15 protein-coding genes are annotated in these 16,648 nt (G+C 60.9%); 7 read left to right on the plus strand and 8 right to left on the minus strand.

The annotated features are described in order from the left end of the window. Positions 1–814 (plus strand): oligosaccharide flippase family protein (locus AC5LBQ_RS08040; protein ID WP_493265154.1); only part of this gene is annotated, 814 nt, incomplete at its 5' end. On the opposite strand, the gene AC5LBQ_RS08045 is transcribed toward AC5LBQ_RS08040, so the two are convergent. The 7 genes from AC5LBQ_RS08045 to AC5LBQ_RS08075 form a co-directional block, all read right to left on the minus strand. Then, on the minus strand, positions 811–1,086 hold the full coding sequence (locus AC5LBQ_RS08045) for a hypothetical protein (protein ID WP_493265155.1): 276 nt from the start codon (positions 1,084–1,086) through the stop codon (positions 811–813). The genes AC5LBQ_RS08040 and AC5LBQ_RS08045 overlap by 4 nt on opposite strands. Before the next feature lie 118 nt (positions 1,087–1,204). Continuing rightward, entirely contained in the window at positions 1,205–2,281 is a 1,077-nt protein-coding gene (gene wecB / locus AC5LBQ_RS08050; protein WP_493265156.1) for a non-hydrolyzing UDP-N-acetylglucosamine 2-epimerase, read from the minus strand. A gap of 75 nt (positions 2,282–2,356) precedes the next feature. Next, positions 2,357–3,559 carry a glycosyltransferase gene (locus AC5LBQ_RS08055; protein WP_493265157.1) on the minus strand — a complete coding sequence of 401 codons (1,203 nt, stop codon included), beginning with the start codon at positions 3,557–3,559 and terminating at the stop codon, positions 2,357–2,359. 184 nt (positions 3,560–3,743) lie between these two features. Then, positions 3,744–4,730 (minus strand): Gfo/Idh/MocA family protein, encoded by a 987-nt coding sequence (locus tag AC5LBQ_RS08060; RefSeq protein ID WP_297346873.1) that lies wholly within the window; start codon positions 4,728–4,730, stop codon positions 3,744–3,746. 263 nt (positions 4,731–4,993) lie between these two features. Then, a complete protein-coding gene (locus tag AC5LBQ_RS08065; protein WP_297346872.1) occupies positions 4,994–6,094 on the minus strand; it encodes a DegT/DnrJ/EryC1/StrS family aminotransferase in 1,101 nt (366 codons plus the stop codon). A gap of 32 nt (positions 6,095–6,126) precedes the next feature. Next, positions 6,127–6,759: an acyltransferase gene (locus tag AC5LBQ_RS08070; RefSeq protein ID WP_295027782.1), complete on the minus strand. Its 633-nt coding sequence runs from the start codon at positions 6,757–6,759 to the stop codon at positions 6,127–6,129. 248 nt (positions 6,760–7,007) lie between these two features. Continuing rightward, on the minus strand, positions 7,008–9,344 hold the full coding sequence (locus AC5LBQ_RS08075; protein ID WP_297346934.1) for a cell wall-binding repeat-containing protein: 2,337 nt from the start codon (positions 9,342–9,344) through the stop codon (positions 7,008–7,010). 224 nt (positions 9,345–9,568) lie between these two features. On the opposite strand from AC5LBQ_RS08075, the gene AC5LBQ_RS08080 reads away from it, so the two are divergent. Beyond that, positions 9,569–10,300 carry a glycosyltransferase family 2 protein gene (locus AC5LBQ_RS08080; protein ID WP_493265158.1) on the plus strand — a complete coding sequence of 244 codons (732 nt, stop codon included), beginning with the start codon at positions 9,569–9,571 and terminating at the stop codon, positions 10,298–10,300. Between the two features lies 1 nt (position 10,301). Then, positions 10,302–10,754: a DUF2304 domain-containing protein gene (locus AC5LBQ_RS08085; RefSeq protein WP_282921063.1), complete on the plus strand. Its 453-nt coding sequence runs from the start codon at positions 10,302–10,304 to the stop codon at positions 10,752–10,754. Here AC5LBQ_RS08085 and AC5LBQ_RS08090 read toward each other — a convergent pair. Then, entirely contained in the window at positions 10,708–11,634 is a 927-nt protein-coding gene (locus AC5LBQ_RS08090) for a glycosyltransferase family 2 protein (RefSeq protein WP_493265159.1), read from the minus strand. The two genes, AC5LBQ_RS08085 and AC5LBQ_RS08090, sit on opposite strands and share 47 nt — an antisense overlap. A 97-nt stretch (positions 11,635–11,731) precedes the next feature. On the opposite strand from AC5LBQ_RS08090, the gene AC5LBQ_RS08095 reads away from it, so the two are divergent. The 4 genes from AC5LBQ_RS08095 (at position 11,732) to AC5LBQ_RS08110 (ending at position 16,582) form a co-directional block, all read left to right on the plus strand. Beyond that, positions 11,732–13,183: an LCP family protein gene (locus AC5LBQ_RS08095; protein ID WP_493265160.1), complete on the plus strand. Its 1,452-nt coding sequence runs from the start codon at positions 11,732–11,734 to the stop codon at positions 13,181–13,183. Next, the gene (locus AC5LBQ_RS08100; protein WP_493265161.1) at positions 13,180–14,520 is read left to right on the plus strand and encodes an LCP family protein; all 1,341 of its coding nucleotides are present in this window, start codon (positions 13,180–13,182) and stop codon (positions 14,518–14,520) included. Before AC5LBQ_RS08095 ends, AC5LBQ_RS08100 begins: the two co-directional genes overlap by 4 nt. Before the next feature lie 372 nt (positions 14,521–14,892). Continuing rightward, the gene (gene purE, locus AC5LBQ_RS08105; protein WP_295027787.1) at positions 14,893–15,426 is read left to right on the plus strand and encodes a 5-(carboxyamino)imidazole ribonucleotide mutase; all 534 of its coding nucleotides are present in this window, start codon (positions 14,893–14,895) and stop codon (positions 15,424–15,426) included. A 1-nt stretch (position 15,427) separates the two neighbouring features. Next, complete coding sequence (locus tag AC5LBQ_RS08110) at positions 15,428–16,582, plus strand: 5-(carboxyamino)imidazole ribonucleotide synthase (RefSeq protein WP_491680207.1); 1,155 nt, start codon at positions 15,428–15,430, stop codon at positions 16,580–16,582. Positions 16,583–16,648: the final 66 nt, after the last annotated feature.

Below are 16,648 nucleotides of genomic sequence, written 5' to 3' on the forward strand. Positions count from 1 at the left end.
TCGTCTGTTTAGCGCCGTGGCGCGGGTCGGGTTACAGATTGGGGCTTGGCTGGTTGGTTTGGGTGGGGCCGTCGGTCTCATCGGCGGGCGAATTTTGGGTGTCCTGGCCGCGACCGTCACATTGGGTTATCGGGCGCGAAGCAGCCGGGTAGATGTGGACAAGACCCAGGGGGCGAGACGGCGAGCCTTGCTCCGATACCGGAAGATGCCACTGTTGAACGGACCGTCCGCTATCGCTGACGCGGTGCGGATAAACGGCATCAACCTGATGATTGCGGCGATTTTTTCCACCGCCATGCTGGGGCAGTTTTCTTTCGCGTGGCTCATCGTACAGGCCCCGGTCGCCCTGATTAACGGCGCGGTGTCGCAAGTGTATTTCCGTGAGCTGACCAATACCCCACGCGGTCAGTTGCGAGCGATGGCCACCAGCGTCACAAAACGCGGCGCTTTGGCGGGTCTGGTGCCGTTTGCGGCTTTGGCGGCGCTAGCCCCCTGGCTGATTCCGCTCATTTTCGGGGCTCGCTGGGAGATGGCGGGTCTGATTGTGACGATTTTATGTCCGTGGCTCTACGTGAACTTGGTGACGTCGCCGGTTTCCAACATTTTTGTGGTTACGGAAACGCAGCAGGTTTCCCTAGGGTTTTCCCTCGTGTTTGCTGCGGTTCCCTTAGGGTTGCTGGGGCTGGCGGGCTGGCTCGGCTGGGGAATCCTCGCCACCTGCGGGGTTTTGAGCGCCGCCATGACCGTCATGCTGGTCGTATTCATCTGGCTCGCCCTGCACGTCGCTGCCCGCTTCGACATGGCAGCAGCCTAGTCTCCGTCCGACTGACTAGGCTCGCTGGGCTTGCCGAGCATCCGCGCGACCTCGCTTATTACGAATGAGGCCACTATCAATGCGGTTCCTAAAGGCATTAAAAACCATGAGCTAATCGAGCTGAGGAACTGCATGAACATGTACACGCCGTCAATGGGACGATCTTCTGCCACAAAGCCCGACGTGAACTGGGGCTGGACAAACTGCATCACCACCGCGAGGACGACGACAACAATACCCGCCACCAAATACTTTCGCGCCCTGTTTTCCATGACTCCCCCTTAGCTTCGGTCAGTAAAACCGCAGATGAACTCCGCGACTCCATCGTCACGGCGTCTTAAATCTAGCATTTGGGCAGTGGACAGTCTAGACCATTTTTATAGACCGGATTCAGCCCTGAGTTGCGCGTTCCACCAGGACCTTTACGGCTTCGTGCGCGGCGGTGCCAGTTCCGTAGGGGGTGGCTGCGGTCGGCTCAGGCAGAGGCCGAGTCGCCGCTTGGACCAGCGAAGATGGCTCAGCCAGCTGGTTCCAGCCCAGCTCAACCGTCTCTACCCACTCGGTTTGTGGTCGCACCGTGGTGGCCGGGACCCGCAGCAAGAACGCTTCCTTTTGCAGCCCCCCGGAATCCGTGACGATGTGGCGAGCCTGCAGCGCCGCCGCCACCAGCTGCGGATATGCCAGCGGTTCGTGCAGGTGAACGGCCCCGCGCGCCAGGTTCACGCCCGCCGCCTCCGCTTTGGCGCGCAAGCGCGGATGGGCCAGCAGCACGACGGGGAACGGCAGGTCCGCGAGAGCCGCCACCACGGCCTCGAGACGGCTCGGATCGTCGGTGTTTTCGGCTCGGTGAATGGTGGCTAGGGCGTACTCGGAAGCCACCAAGCCGAGTTCAGCGGGGATATGGTTCGCAATCTGCCCGGATTGAACCCGGTCGCGAATCGTGAACAGTACGTCAGTCATCACGTCTCCGACCAGGATGGAGCGGTCCTCCAGGCCTTCGTCTGCCAGGTGGCGCATCGCGACCTGGGTGGGTGCCAGCAGCAAATCCGCGGCATGGTCGGTGAGCACCCGGTTGATTTCTTCGGGCATATCCCGGTTAAAGGAACGCAGCCCGGCCTCCAGGTGCGCGACCCGCTGGTGAATTTTTACCGCCGCGAGCGCCCCGGCCAGCGTCGAGTTTGTGTCCCCGTAAACCAGCACCCAGTCCGGCTGCGCCTCGGCAATGACCGGCTCCAGCTCAGCCAGCATCCGCCCGGTTTGCACCCCGTGACTGGCGCTACCCACGTTGAGATGTACGTCGGGGCGCGGAATCTCCAGGTCTTGAAAGAACACTTCGGACAACATCGGGTCGTAGTGCTGACCAGTATGGACAATGACATGTTCTACCGACGCCTCGGCACATGCCTTCGCAATCGGTGCCAGTTTTACGAACTGGGGGCGCGCCCCCACAATCGACATGATTTTCACGTCTCTAACTTACCAAGCCCGGGGCATCTGTACCTAGGCGCGAAGCAAGCGAACTCGCGAAAGCGCCGCACAAAACTAGTGACGTATCCGCGCCAAAACCACCCGAGCCGCGTTCTGGCCGGTCAAACGCAACGAACGGTGATCTTCCACCCACTTGCGCGTCTCACCGGTCCGCAACCGACCCTCTAAAACACTGGTCAGAGCCATTTTCAGGACTTCACGGTCATAAGGCAGGGCCAAACCTAACCGGTTTTCGGTGATGTCTGCGCCGGCCGGACCCGCACCCACATAAATGACCGGAGTTCCGCAAGCCAGCCCCGCCAATACCTTGGTCGGGTAGGCGAAATCGTAGCCCAACCCAGGTTTGATACTGACCAGGCAAGCCCGCGCCTGACGCTGCCAGGCCGCGGCCTGATCGGGACTAACCTGATCAAACAGGATTCGCCCCGGCTCTAGGCGCTGGGCAATATCGCGCATAGCGGCGAAAGAACTGCCCTGCCCCAAGAACAGCAGGCGGGCACGGGGAAACTTCGAGGCAACTTCGGCAAACGCCTCGGCAAAAATTTCCGCCCCCTGCCATTCCGAAGCCGTCCCGGCATAAACCAACCAATCCGCCTGTGCGACCTCATCGGCGCTCAACTCCGCCACCGGCTGCGGGGCGGGACCCACCTCGGTGAACACCTCGGTATCTATCCCGTTTTCCACCACCGCCACCCGTCGGGCTCCCAGCTCCTGACAACGGGCTGCCACCTGGTCAGACACGGCGATGACCGTGGCGGCTCCGCGAAGTGCGAAACGTTCCACCGCCCGCAACGCCCGCACCACCCAGCCCGGGGCGCTCGTCTGAGCCGCATCTGACCAAATATCGGCGGCGTAATACACGTAAGGACGGCGTTTTAGGGCCGCCAAAACCCGCAGCATCGCCCCGGTAGTCGGCGGCGGCTCACTGACATAAACCCGCGGGCTCGGGGCGAACAGGAGCCGGAAAAACGCGGGAATGTCAAAGCTCATATAGGGAAGATAGCCGCGAATATACCCGGTTTCGTCACGTTTGGCCTGAACTCGTTGGATGTGCAACAGGTTACCCGCGCCGGTTTGCGTTTCGACTTGCGCCCGCGCGTCGCGGTCAGTGCCGGGGGCGGGAATCGTGGTCAGGACATTGACGGCGGCCCGGTGTTCCAGCAAGGCTTTCACCAGGGCTTCGAGCCGGAACGAAGCTGCGGCCGGCTCCGGGGCGAAAATCCGGGAAACCACGGTGACATCAGGACGTGCGCGCATAGCTCCATTCTTTCCAAGTTTTTCCGGTCACGAGGGCGGATTGGCCGCGTTTTTCGGTTTGTCTAAGTGTGGCATTAGGGCGTAAAGCATATCGTCACGTCAGTCTGCCAGGCACAGCGCAGCGAGGCGTTTTTGCGGGTCTCTTGCCGACAGGCGCCGGCGTCGCGGCGGGCGGTCAGGGGCCCTACAGGTCGACCGTTTGTCCCGTGTCTCGCGACTGAACCATCGCCTCCAACACCCTGAGAGTCTGCAGCGCGTCCGTGAGCGGCACGATTCGGCTGGCGTCCCCGTTCAGGGCGGCCACAAAGTTCTCGTGCTCGACCCGCAGCGGTTCACGCTGATCCAAGGCGTACTGAGTCACTTCCCCAACGCTGACCCCACGAACATTCGCCACCTGATCCCATTCCACAGCTTTCGTGCCATTTTCATAGAACGTCAAAGTGGAATTCATCGTGTCCGCGACCAGCGCACCCTTTTCGCCGGTAACGGTGGTCAGGCGCTCTTTGAAAGGACTGAACCAGTTGACGATATGGTTCACCAGCACCCCGTTTTCCAGAACCCCGGTGGCGAACAGCAAGTCTTCGTGTTCGCGCCCAGATTTGCGTGCCGTCCGGGCGGACACGGATTGGTAGCGCGAACCCGCAATCCACGCGGTCAAATCCACGTCATGAGTCGCCAGGTCCTTGATGACCCCCACGTCAGAAATTCGGGCCGGGAACGGGCCTTGGCGCCGCGTGGCAATCTGGAACACCTCCCCGAGCTCGCCGGCGGCAACCCGCTTTTGTAGCTCGATTAAGGCCGGGTTGCAGCGTTCCACGTAGCCGGCGGCACCCACCAGGTTGGCCCGTTGGAAAGCGCTCACGATTTGCTCGCCTTCCGCAACCGTGCGGGCCAGGGGCTTTTCGATGAGAGCCGGAACACCCGCGGCGGCCAGCTGCAGCGCCACTTCCAGGTGAAAAGCCGTGGGCACTGCCACGACCGCGGCCTCGATACCGGCGCCAATCAGGGCTGACACATCGGGAAGAACTTCTAGTTCCCCCGCCACCCCGAACTTGTCGCCTGCCGGATCCGCTACGGCTACCAGGGTTTCGCCGGGGGTTTCGCGGACGTTGCGGACGTGGTGGCGACCCATGCTACCAATACCGATTACTCCAACACGTATTTCTTTCATGACTTTCCTATCTGCTTTGAGTTCCGGCTAAAACGGTCCCCCGGACCGTTTCTAAACGCCTCCACACCACCACGCGGCGCCCCTATGCTAACGCACCGGCGCCACGCCCCTGCTACCAATACCGATTACTCCAACACGTATTTCTTTCATGACCTTCCTATCTGCTTTGAGTTCCGGCTAAAACGGTCCCCCGGACCGTTTCTAAACGCCTCCACACCACCACGCGGCGCCCCTATGCTAACGCACCGGCGCCGCGCTGGAATCTAGGCACCGGCTTTGGCCAGGGCGTTCACGGCAGTCACGATGCGTTCCAGGTCCTCCTGATCCAGGGAAGGATGCACCGGCAGAGACACGACTTCACGGGCCGCCGCTTCGGTCTGGGGCAGGTCCAAGCCCGGCGCGAAGTGACGCAAGGATTCCAGTCGGTGATTAGGAATCGGGTAGTACACGCCCGAACCAATCTGGTATTCCTCCCGCAGCGCCTGGACAAACCCATCGCGGTCGGCCGTGACCCGAATCGTGTATTGGTGGAACACGTGGGAGGCTTGCGGAGCAATGGACGGGACAGCAACTCCCCGCAGGTTCGCACTCAGGAAAGCCGCGTTTTCCTGGCGTTTCGCGGTCCAGCCCGCGACCTTTTTCAGCTGTTCACGCCCGATCGCGGCGTGAATGTTCGTCATGCGCAGGTTAAAGCCAATAACTTCGTTTTGGTACTGCTTTTCCATGCCCTGATTGCGGTACAGGCGGCATTTGCGGGCATGCTCGGGGGTTTCAGAGGTAATCATCCCGCCTTCACCGGAGGTCATATTCTTGGTCGGATACAGTGAGAACGCCCCGAAGGTCCCAAATGTTCCAACCGGCTGGCCGTCCCAAGTCGCCCCGTGAGCCTGGCAGGCGTCCTCGAAAATCATCAGGTTGTGTTCGCACGCAATCCGACCTAGCTCGGTCATATTTGCCGGGTGCCCATAGAGGTGGACCGGCAAAATCGCCCTAGTGTTCGGCGTGATGGCCGCCTCAACCGCAGCGGGATCGAGGCAGAAATGCGCCGCCTCAATGTCAGCAAACACCGGCTTTGCCCCGGTCAGCGCCACCGAATTCGCTGTGGCGGCAAAGGTAAAGGACGGCACGATGACTTCGTCGCCCGCCCCGATTCCCGCCGCCAGCAGCCCACACAGCAGGGCGGAAGTTCCGGCGTTGACCGCCACGGTCTCCCTCCCCGCCCCCAGCTGGGTGCCAAATTCCTGTTCAAACTCGGCCACTACACTACCCTGAGCCAACATTCCGGTGCGCAGGACCGCATCCACTGCTTCGCGTTCTTCCGCGCCGATAATCGGCTTGGCTGCGGGGATGAATTCTTTACTCATATTGTCTCCTTGATTGTGTATTCTCTAAAGCCTCAGACTTCGTCCAAAGTCAGCGTTCCGTCAGTTTCGGTATAGGTCTGTCCAGTCACGGGACACCGCCAGCACCCGGCTTTGCCTTCCACCGCTTCGAGGCGCACCCCGGCGCGTCCTACCCAGCCAATCTGGCGAGCCGGAACGCCCACCACCAGGGCGTAATCGGGAACGTCACGGCTGACCACCGCGCCGGAACCGACTGTCGCCCACTGCCCCACGGTAACCGGGGCGATGCACACTGCCCGAGCCCCGATGGCGCAGCCATGGCGCAACGTCACCCCCACGGCTTCCCAATCAGTTGCGGATTTCAAGGTGCCGTCCGGGTTGATGGCCCGCGGCCACTGGTCATTGGTCAAGACCGCGGCCGGACCGACGAACACGCCGTCTTCCAGCACCGCCGGTTCATAAACCAGGGCATAGTTTTGAATCTTGCAATTCGCGCCGACTTTCACGCCGGCATCGATGTAGGCTCCGCGTCCCACGATGCAGTTTTCTCCCAGCACCGCATCTTCGCGGACCTGGGCGTAATCCCAAATCGAGCAGTCGGCACCGATTGCAGCCGACGGCGCAATTTGGGCGGTTTCAACGATGCGACCCATAGCTGCCTTTCTGACCAAATCAAACTCCTCCATCTTATCCCAACGGAGCCTTGCGGAACCTGGTGGAAAGCGGGCGGTCCAAACAATATCCGAGTTCGGTGATCGAAATCTGCGATTAAAACGGGGTACGTGGCTATATAGACCAGTAACCCCGATCTAAACGCGAATTAGAATCGCTCCGCAACGGACACCCCCGATGCCGAGGACTCCTACCACGCAAATCTTCCCGGGCACAAAAAACGGGGGCTCGGGAATCGCTCCGAGCCCCCGCAGTTCAGGCCCTATTTGGCACGGGGTGTCGGGGTGGCACCGATGGATTGCAAGGTCACAAAGACCTGGTTAATTTGCTCCTGTGCCACCGCGCCGGGTCCACCCAGGGCCGTGGCCGTATGCGCCTGGAGACGCACAATTTCAGCGGCGATGCTCCCGTTCAAAGATTTCCCTCGGGCGTCGGGCAGTAGCAGAATCGGCCCGTCCGTCAGCACCCCACCAGCTACCGCGTCAACCGGGTTCTTTCCAGAAGCCAGGTAGACCTGCGCGGAGCCTTGCGGGAACTGATATTTACTGATTTCACGGGCAGTCTCGTAGCGGTCGGCCCCAGAGATACGTTCGGAGGCACGCCCGGCGGAGGCTTGGGACAAAATCCGATTCGAGACCGCGCCCGGTCCGCCCAAAGCCACCACTTTGGCCGGGTTTATGGCCGCAATCGTCTGGGTCACGACCGAGGGCAGCTTGCCGTTGGTGGGAACCAGAATGACCGGCCCAGCTGTCAACGAACCGGCCGCTAACGCGTCTATCCCTTGTGACATTTCCGCCAGGAACACGGCACTGGCCGGTCGCGTTCCCGCGGCGTGACGGGCAATGAGGGCAGAAGTCTCCACTCGGTCGCGGCCGCCGATACGCTCGGTAGCCACACCTCCCGCCGCGGCATTCAACGCCGCGTTACTCACCGCTCCGGGGCCACCCAAAGCAACCACCTTCGTAGCTTTCGCTTCTCGCACATAGTTCGCGACCGCCGCTTGTGCGTCCCGTTTAGCCGATACCAGCACAATCGGGCCATCCGTGAGCGACCCGCCGGCCAGCGCGTCAGCGGTATTGACCGCGTTGGCCAGGTAGACCGTGCGCGAGCCTTGCGGGAAAGCATGACGGGCAATCTCAATAGAGGTGCCCACACGGTCTGCACCAGCCAAAGCTAACGGAACGCCGGCATTAATCTGGTTTTGCTGGAGTTGGGCATAGTCGGGCACTTTAATCGGGTCGCTCGGTTGGGAAATGTATTCCGCGACCATTTGGCGCAACGTCGGCAGGAACGCATAAAAGGCGTTGCCGGGGCAGGCGGTGGCGCCGACGTCACGGTGTCCCGAGATGACCGGCGCGGTAATAGTTCCTTTGCCCTTGTGGATTGTGGTCTGAAGTTCCAGGGGATCCAGGCCGGTGGGCTTCAGTTTGTAGGCAATAACGCGAGACACCGTGTCTACCGCCGCGTCCGAGGGACGGAAATCCGTGTAATTGCCCAGCACGGAAATCCCGAAAGTCCAAGAGTTTACGCCCGAAGCATGAGCACCGACAGTGTTGTAGTGCCAGAAATCGCCAGCACGCCCCTGCCAAGCGCGTCCGAAGTTATCCACCAGCACGTTGTAGCCGATGTCTCCCCACTTCAGACTGATGGCGTGGTAACGGTAGATGGAACGCAGGATGCTGGGAACCGCTTCGGGGCTGTAGTCGTTGGCGGTGGCTGTATGGTGTACGACCGCTCCCGTCACCTCGCCGCGGTAGGCTCGCCAGCTCCGCCAAGATTCGTTAGCGCCCCAGTCTGCCCGCGTGTACAAGGTGGAGGGCTGGCCGGTAGCAGGCACTTTCGTCCATTCGTTTTCTACGTTCGAGGGAGGAATGACTTTGTTGCCGGCGTCATCCTGATTGTCCTTGGTAGCGTTCGGGTCGCCGCCGTCCGGTCCGCTAGCTTGGCCCGGAGTGACGAGGGTAGGTGTTTTCGCAGAAACGAAGGCATGAGTGTGTCCCTGATCGTTCAGGGCGTAGTTTTGGTCGGCTTGACGCGTACCGGGGTCGATGACCTCAACTTTGGGTTGGAACCCCACCGCTGATTTGGGCAACACCACAGCCACTTCAGCTTTGGCCGCATTGGACACAATCCACGGCTCGCTGGCCGCGATGGAACCGTCCCGGCTGGACTCGAAGTCGTCGCCAATAGTTTGCCAGGTTGACCAAGCACCACCCTGCAGGTAACGACCCAGTAGCGCCAAAGGTTGGGGTCCGTCCGCCGGCCACTGCACCGCCACCAACGACACTGCGGACTTCAGGTCTACGCGCGATATCTGCTGCTTTGTGCCGGTGCTCGGGTTCGACTCGACGTGTCGAGACTGGGTCACCAGACCGCCGCGGCCCAAATGGGGCACCTCTCCGCGCAGGGAGGCCTGGAATTGCGCAACATGGTCACCGAGTTCTGACCTGCTTAAACCGGGCAGGGAGGACACGGCTGAAAAATTTGTACTGTAAGTCTCGCTCGGCGCCGTGTCTCCCCCGGAGGTCGGGGCCGCGAGAGCTGGACTGGCCAAAAGACACAGGGCGGACAGCGCCCCCAAGATGACGTACTTAGGCATTACTAACTCCAATCAACACTGCACAATAGCTTTCCCGATTTTTTGACCTGTGTCCAGATCAAGTTTCGGAAACGACTCAATTATTATGTGTTTTGATAGCTTTTGATGCTTAATTTTCACATCAGTAACAATAGTAACACATTCTACTGGCATGTCCCGCACATTTTTCGCCTCGCTCTAAATCTGCTTTCACGCAACCCGCCCACCCATGACACAATAGGGTCGTGAGTGAAAACGGGAAAACTAGCGCCCTCGCCGGGTCTGATAACGCCGCCCGGCGCGCCGGCCAGGAAGTCGCCTTGGTCATCCCTATCTATAACGAAGGCCCCGTTATCACCGAAGTTCTCCAGGAAGCCAAAAAAACTTTCCCCCACCTCATCTGCGTTGACGACGGTTCCAGCGACGACTCAGCCGTCCTAGCTCGTGAGGCCGGAGCCACCGTCCTGACTCACGCCATCAACCTGGGACAAGGCGCCGCCCTGCAAACCGGCATCACCTACTTCCTGCAAGCTACCGACCTGCCCTACGCGGCGACTTTTGACGCCGATGGCCAACACCAAACCGATGACGTCGTCTCCATGTGGAACCGCGCTAAAACAGACCAGCTCGACATCATCTTTGGTTCCCGATTTTTGTCCGAGAAACAAGAGATGGGAACCGCCAAACGCATTGTGCTGAAAACCGCGGCTTGGGCGACCGCCCGCACCACCCATATGTTGCTGACTGACGCTCACAACGGACTGCGTCTGCTGTCGCGCCGGGCAGCGGGCACGTTGAATCTAAAGCAAAACCGCATGGCTCACGCTTCGGAAATCGTGGCGCAACTGGGCAAAAGCGGGTTACCTTGGGCGGAAATGCCGGTCCATATCCGCTACACCGACTATTCCAAAGCCAAGGGACAATCCCTGTGGAACTCGATAAACATCGTCATGGATTTAGTGATGGGGGTGCGCTGACATGGGTGTTTTCACAAGTGTAGCCGGGCTGGTTCCCGCTTCGGTTCCGACTTTGCTGGCGTGGGTAGCGGCCGGCCAGTGGGGTATCAAGATTGTCCTGTTAATTGTGGTCGCGGTGGGGCTGGTTTATGTGTCCCGCCTGCAAGGAGCCCGCGACCTGGCTTTGCGGCGCATTCTGGCGCTGCTGTTCGCGGTTTTGGCGGCCGTGGCGATTATCTATCCGCCCGTCATTTCCGCGGTAGCGGCATTCCTCGGTGTGGGACGCGGCACCGATTTATTGCTGTATATGCTGGTCATAGTGGTGTTGGCGACCTGGCTGGTGCAGTGGCGTTACAACATCGCCGTACAGACGCGCCTGACCGAGCTGACTCGGGCGCTGGCCCTGTCCGAGGCGCGGCGCACCGACCCTAACGACGAGCCAAAACCCGATACCGCAGCCGCAGACCCCAGCTAATCAACGTCAGCAGCGGCAAGGTATACGGCTGGTTCACATAGAGTCGGTCCAGGAAAATCCGCGCCGAATCGTGGTGAGCCTGCAAGACCCGCAAGTTTCGTTTCTGACCCGCCCCCAAGGTCTTGTTACCGGTCGTAGCCCCCTGTTCGTGTATCGCCACGGCGCTGCCCACGAACAGCGCCCCGCGCCCCAGGAAACGCCGCGCCCGCCAAGCCAAGTCCACGTCCTCAAAGTACATAAAGTATGCCGGGTCAAAACCGCCCAGCTGTTCCCAATCTGAGCGGCGAATCAGGATGCAAGCCCCGCTGACCCAGTCCACCTCGACTGCGTCAGTCCCCCGCCAAGCCGACCCCCAATACCGGCGAGTCCACGGGTTTCCCGGCCACACTCGCCCCAGCAGCGCGTGGCCGATCCCGATGGAAATATAGGGAAAAGACCGGCCTGTGGGGTAACGTGTACCGGTTTCGTCCACCAGGGCCGGGCCGATTATCGCCGCCATGGGATGAGCCTCGGCGGCAGCAATCAGGGTGTCCACAGCACCGGGGGTCAGGCGCAAATCCGGGTTAGCGAATAATAGCCACGGCTCACTGCCCCCGAAATCGGAACCAAAATTGTTGCCCGCCCCGAATCCTGGATTGTCCGGCAAGGATCGGTATTCTGCCCCGAATTCTTGGCAGAGAGCCGCCACCGCGGTATCACAGTTCTCTGAGTTGTCCACCACCACGGTGTGAATTGCCTGGCGGGAGGCCTCGGGAAGGCTCTGAAGCAGTCCGCGTATTCCCTCCCCGCAGTGATAAGCGACCGTCACCACGCGAATGGCCGGGCGGGCGACACCGGGCATCGGGGCCGGACTGGTGGGTGCTGCGGACGAATTCGACACGAACTTTCCCCTCCCTACCGCACAAAATCTAGGAAAATCATCGGCCCAAGCACAACCGTGCCAGGAAATACCCGACGCTTAAGTCTACAATGGCCTGGTGTCATCAAAGCACCACCCTGTTGCTTCCCACGCCGCCGCTCTAACTCGCCCGCGGCGAGGACTACGCATTTTTAGCCTTGTGGTACTGTTCTTGGCGATTTTCAGCCTGAGCTTCGCGGGTCTGGTCAATGCCGATATTTCCTCGTGGACCAAGAAAGTGAATGTGAACGCTTTCCTAGAGGACGATCGCCAAGAGAAAGACCTCCCGGAGGACAGCTTCGCGAACCGAGACTTGAACGTGCTGGTCATCGGGTCAGACTACCGGGCGCAAAAGGAATACGACGAGATGGGCCGGCGGATTACCGGGATGCGTTCGGATACGACCCTGGTGGCGCATATCAGCGCAGACCGCACCCGCGTGGAGGTCATGTCTATCCCGCGCGACCTGATGGTGAAGCGCCCGGCTTGCCTTCGCGCTGACGGAAAAACCGAGCCCGCCAGTCAAGGTCTGGTCCAGTTCAACTCCGTTTTTGCCCTGCTGGGACAGGACGAGGACGTGGCTGCGGCTACGGCCTGCACCTTAAAAACTGTGGAGCAACTGACCGGGATTTTCCTTGACGAATTTGTGGTCGTGAACTTTGACGGTTTCCAAGACATGGTGGCGGCCCTGGGCGGGGTGCCGATTTGCCTGGAAGAAAAGATGAAGGACAGCAAGGGCACCATTGACCTTCCAGCCGGGTGCCAAACGTTGAATTCCCAACAGGCTCTCGGTTTCGCCCGCGCCCGCTACGGGGTGGGCGACGGCTCGGACATTTCCCGGATTGGCCGCCAACAGCAACTCATAGGCGCCATGATGAAGGAAGCCAAGAGCCGCAATATGCTCACCGATTTGCCGACCCTATACGCCTTCATGAAAGCGGGAATGAGGTCCCTAACCACCTCGCAAAGTTTTGGCAATGCTCAAAATCTGGGCGGTTTGGCGCTGTCCCTATCGAAAGTCAAACCCGACAATATCCGCTTTTACACCCTGCCTTTCGGGGAATACACTCCCGACCGGGCGCGCGTGGCAGTAGCGGATAATGCCGTGGAAATGTTCGATGCCTTACGTTTAGACAAGCCGGTTCCCTCCATTTTCCCCTACCAGGACATGAACGGGAACCTCCACGAGCCCAGTGAGCAAGCCTCCTCACTTTCGCCCGATTCCGCCAGTTCCGGCGGGTCTGTCCCTTCACAAGGGAGTAACACCGGTCGCACTGAAGGGTCGCCTTCCCGGGGGACGAGCGGGACGAGCGGCGCAAATTCCGCCCACCTTGGGCAAACCGGGGGAACAACGAATAGCAACTCTGTCGGCAACGCCGCGAGCAGCCCGGAACCCCCGGCACACAACCCCGGCACCGCGGGCCATCCGAACTCGGCAAACACCAGCGAAACGGAAGGAAATTCTGCCAATAACGCCCCATCCGGAGAAACGTCCGGGGGCAGCGGCACTTGGCAGGACACCCAGCAATGACTTTGCCGCCGTCATTTCCACCCGAGAGTTCCCCGCGTAACCCGAACCCCGGAAGTTCTTCCACTGCTCGACCGGAGTCCCCTGCGCCAACTTTCCCCAGCCACGAAACCTCACGGGGACGTCCGGATTCTCGCAACGCCGTGGTAGTGGGCGGCTCCTCCACCCCTAATTCGCACCGGCAAGGGCTGAGCTATAAAGATTTGGCACTACCAGCCGCTTATGCCCCCGGTTCAGCAGCAAATTACCACCCTGACACCCCCGGTAGTCCCAACTCGCCCAGCACACCCCCGGTGCGGGCGGCTAGCCCGAGACCTGCACCCGACCTGGTAACCAGCCCCGAATCGGTACTGCCCGCCAGCCAACCCCGTACCGGAACCACCCGGACTCGCAGCTGGCCAAAACGAATCTTTCTCACCATTTTCACCTTATTTTTAGCGTTGATTCTGGCCATAGTGTTTTGGGGACTGTTCCTGATACACCGAGTGGACACGAACCTGGGACGTACCGATGCATTGAGCGGGGCAGCCGACACCCCCGGCACGACCTGGCTCATCGCCGGTTCGGATTCCCGAGAAGGCACCGCCGAAGCGAACAGCGGGGTACAGGGCCAGCGCTCCGACACGATTCTTCTGCTGCACCGGGCCACCAACGGCACTGCCACACTGGTTTCCCTGCCTCGCGACACCTATGTCGAGATTCCCGGCCACGGCCACAACAAACTCAACGCCGCGTTTTCCGAAGGAGGACCACAACTGCTGGTTTCCACCGTCGAGGGCTTGACCGGGCTCAGCGTGGATCACTACGCCCAGCTGGGTTTCAACGGCGTAGCCCAGGTCGTTGACGGGGTCGGCGGAATCAACCTCTGCTGGGATCAGACGTTTTCCGACCGGATGACAGGGCTAAACTGGCAAGCCGGTTGCCATGATGTAGACGGGCCGACCGCCCTGCTGTTTGCACGGATGCGCTATTCCGACCCGCTGGGCGACATAGGGCGCACCCAACGCCAACGCCTAGTCATCAGCTCCACTCTGAAAAAGGCGCTGAGCCCGGAAGTGCTAGTTAATCCCGCCCGACAAGTGGCCCTAGCTGACGCGGGCGCGGCTGCTCTGACGGTTGACCGTTCCACCGGGACCCTTGACATTGGCCGGATGGCACTGGCACTGCGGAAGGCCGGGAACACCGGGCTGCAAGGGGTGCCGCCTATCGCGTCGCTCGGTTACAACCCCGGCGGCGGGGTGGGCTCGACGGTGAAGCTGGACGAGAGCCGCACCCCCGCTTTCTGGGAAGGGCTGCGTAACGGGACTCTTACCCCTGCCGACCTGACCCCGCAGTTCTAGGTTTTTGCACAAGTGTTTCACTGAGTTCCCGCCATTCGCAAAGACACCCGCCTGGGCGGGGCGTCGCTCATTTGGATAGCGAGCCGGGCGGGGCGTCGCCCGCGGAGGTCTCGCGCGACTTGGGGGGTCTCAGACCCCCCTCGGAAAATGCTTGCAGAGCATAGCATTTTCCTCACCCCCTAGCGTCGCCTGCGAGTACCTCCGCCTTCGCTCTCCCCGCCCATACCAAGACGCGAGCGACATCTCGCCTACCCCAACCACAACCCTTGTGACGCCCAACCGGATTACGGCTCGAGCTGCACCCGGCCGAACGCGAGGACGAATGCTCCAATCCCCGCCCCGGGCTGGGAACCCACGGGGTAGAATGGCGCTATGAGCGAAGCTGAGAATACGCCCCTGGTGGGCTTGGTGATGGGTTCGGATTCCGATTGGGCGACAATGTCGGCCGCCGCGGAGGTGCTGCGCGACTTTGGGATTCCCTTCGAGGCTCGGGTCGTGTCCGCCCACCGGATGCCTATCGACATGCTGGAGTACGGGACTTCGGCGGAAAAGCGCGGTTTGCGGGTGATCATTGCCGGCGCGGGCGGAGCGGCACACCTGCCGGGGATGCTGGCGGCAGCTACTGTCCTGCCGGTCATCGGCGTGCCAGTTCCGTTGAAACACCTGGAAGGCATGGACTCCCTGCTGTCTATCGTGCAAATGCCCTCCGGGGTGCCGGTTGCTACCGTTTCTATCGGAAACGCGAAGAACGCCGCCCTGCTGGCTGCCCGTATCTTGGGCGCCGGTGAAGGACCATTAGCGGAACAGATGCGCGAACGGATGTTGCAATATCAAGCCCTGCTGCGCCAGGTAGCCATCGACAAAGGCGAAGCTCTGAAAAACGTGATGGACACAGAGGAGAACTGAGTTGACCACCTATCATCCGCCCGTAGTGGCGTGTATCGGCGCTGGTCAACTGGCCCGAATGTTGGCTACTGAAGCCGGCGAACTGGGCTTTTGCCTGCGAGTTTTAGCTGACTCCCCCTCGGATCCGGCCGCTTTTGTGTGTCCGGAAACTGTGGTGGGTTCCCCTGACGACCCCGAAGCGTTGCGCGAGCTGTTGGACGGGGCTGACGTGGTGACTTTTGAACACGAGTTGATTCCGGACGCCGTTTTCGATGCTGCCGCCGCAGCCGGTGTCCCCGCCCGGCCCTCCCAATCCGCCCTGCTCTATGCGAAAGATAAACTGGCGATGCGCCAGCGTTTGGGTGAGTTGGGACTACCCATGCCCGCTTGGGCCAATGGGGCGGATTTGGATGCGGTCAAGGACGTGGGTCGGCGCTGCGGTTGGCCACTTGTGGCAAAAATCAGCCACGGCGGATATGACGGGCGCGGAGTGCGTCTGGTATCCAGTTTGGACGAGTTCAAGACCTGGCGGGAAGCCTTGGATGAAGGCATCGAGTGCCTGGTCGAGCAGCGGGTTCCTTTCAGCAGCGAGCTGGCCGTGATGGCGGCGCGGCGCGCTTCGGGCGAACTGCGCACCTATATCCCCATGCAAACCTGGCAGGAACAGGGACAATGCGCGGCTGTTTTGGAGCCGGCCCCAATTCCTGAGGACATCATTGACCAGGCGGAGGACTTGGCGCGCCAAATTGGCGTGGAACTCGACATCACCGGGGTGTACGCGGTTGAAATGTTCCTGGTGAATACTCCCAATGGCAAATACCGCCTGTACATCAATGAGCTGGCCATGCGCCCGCACAACTCCGGACACTGGACCCAAGATGGCTGCGTGACTTCCCAGTTTGAACAGCATTTGCGGGCGGTACTGGACCTGCCGTTGGGCGACACTTCCCGCACCGCACCCTACACCGCGATGGCTAATGTCTTGGGCAGTAAGCTGGACGACCCGGCTCTGGCCGTGACCAGCGTGATGGAGAAATATCCCGAAGCCAAGATTCATCTGTATCGCAAGAGTAACCGCCCGAAGCGCAAACTTGGTCACGTCAACGTCTGTGGCACAGACCCCGACCTGGAGCTTTCCACCGCCCGCGCGGCCGCTAACCTGCTGATGGGCAAGTAAACTCCGCCCCGACCTGGTGACCCTAAATATCGTGGCGGCCCGGAATACCGAGCCGCCACAGTGAAA

The organism is Mobiluncus sp., assembly GCF_985070215.1.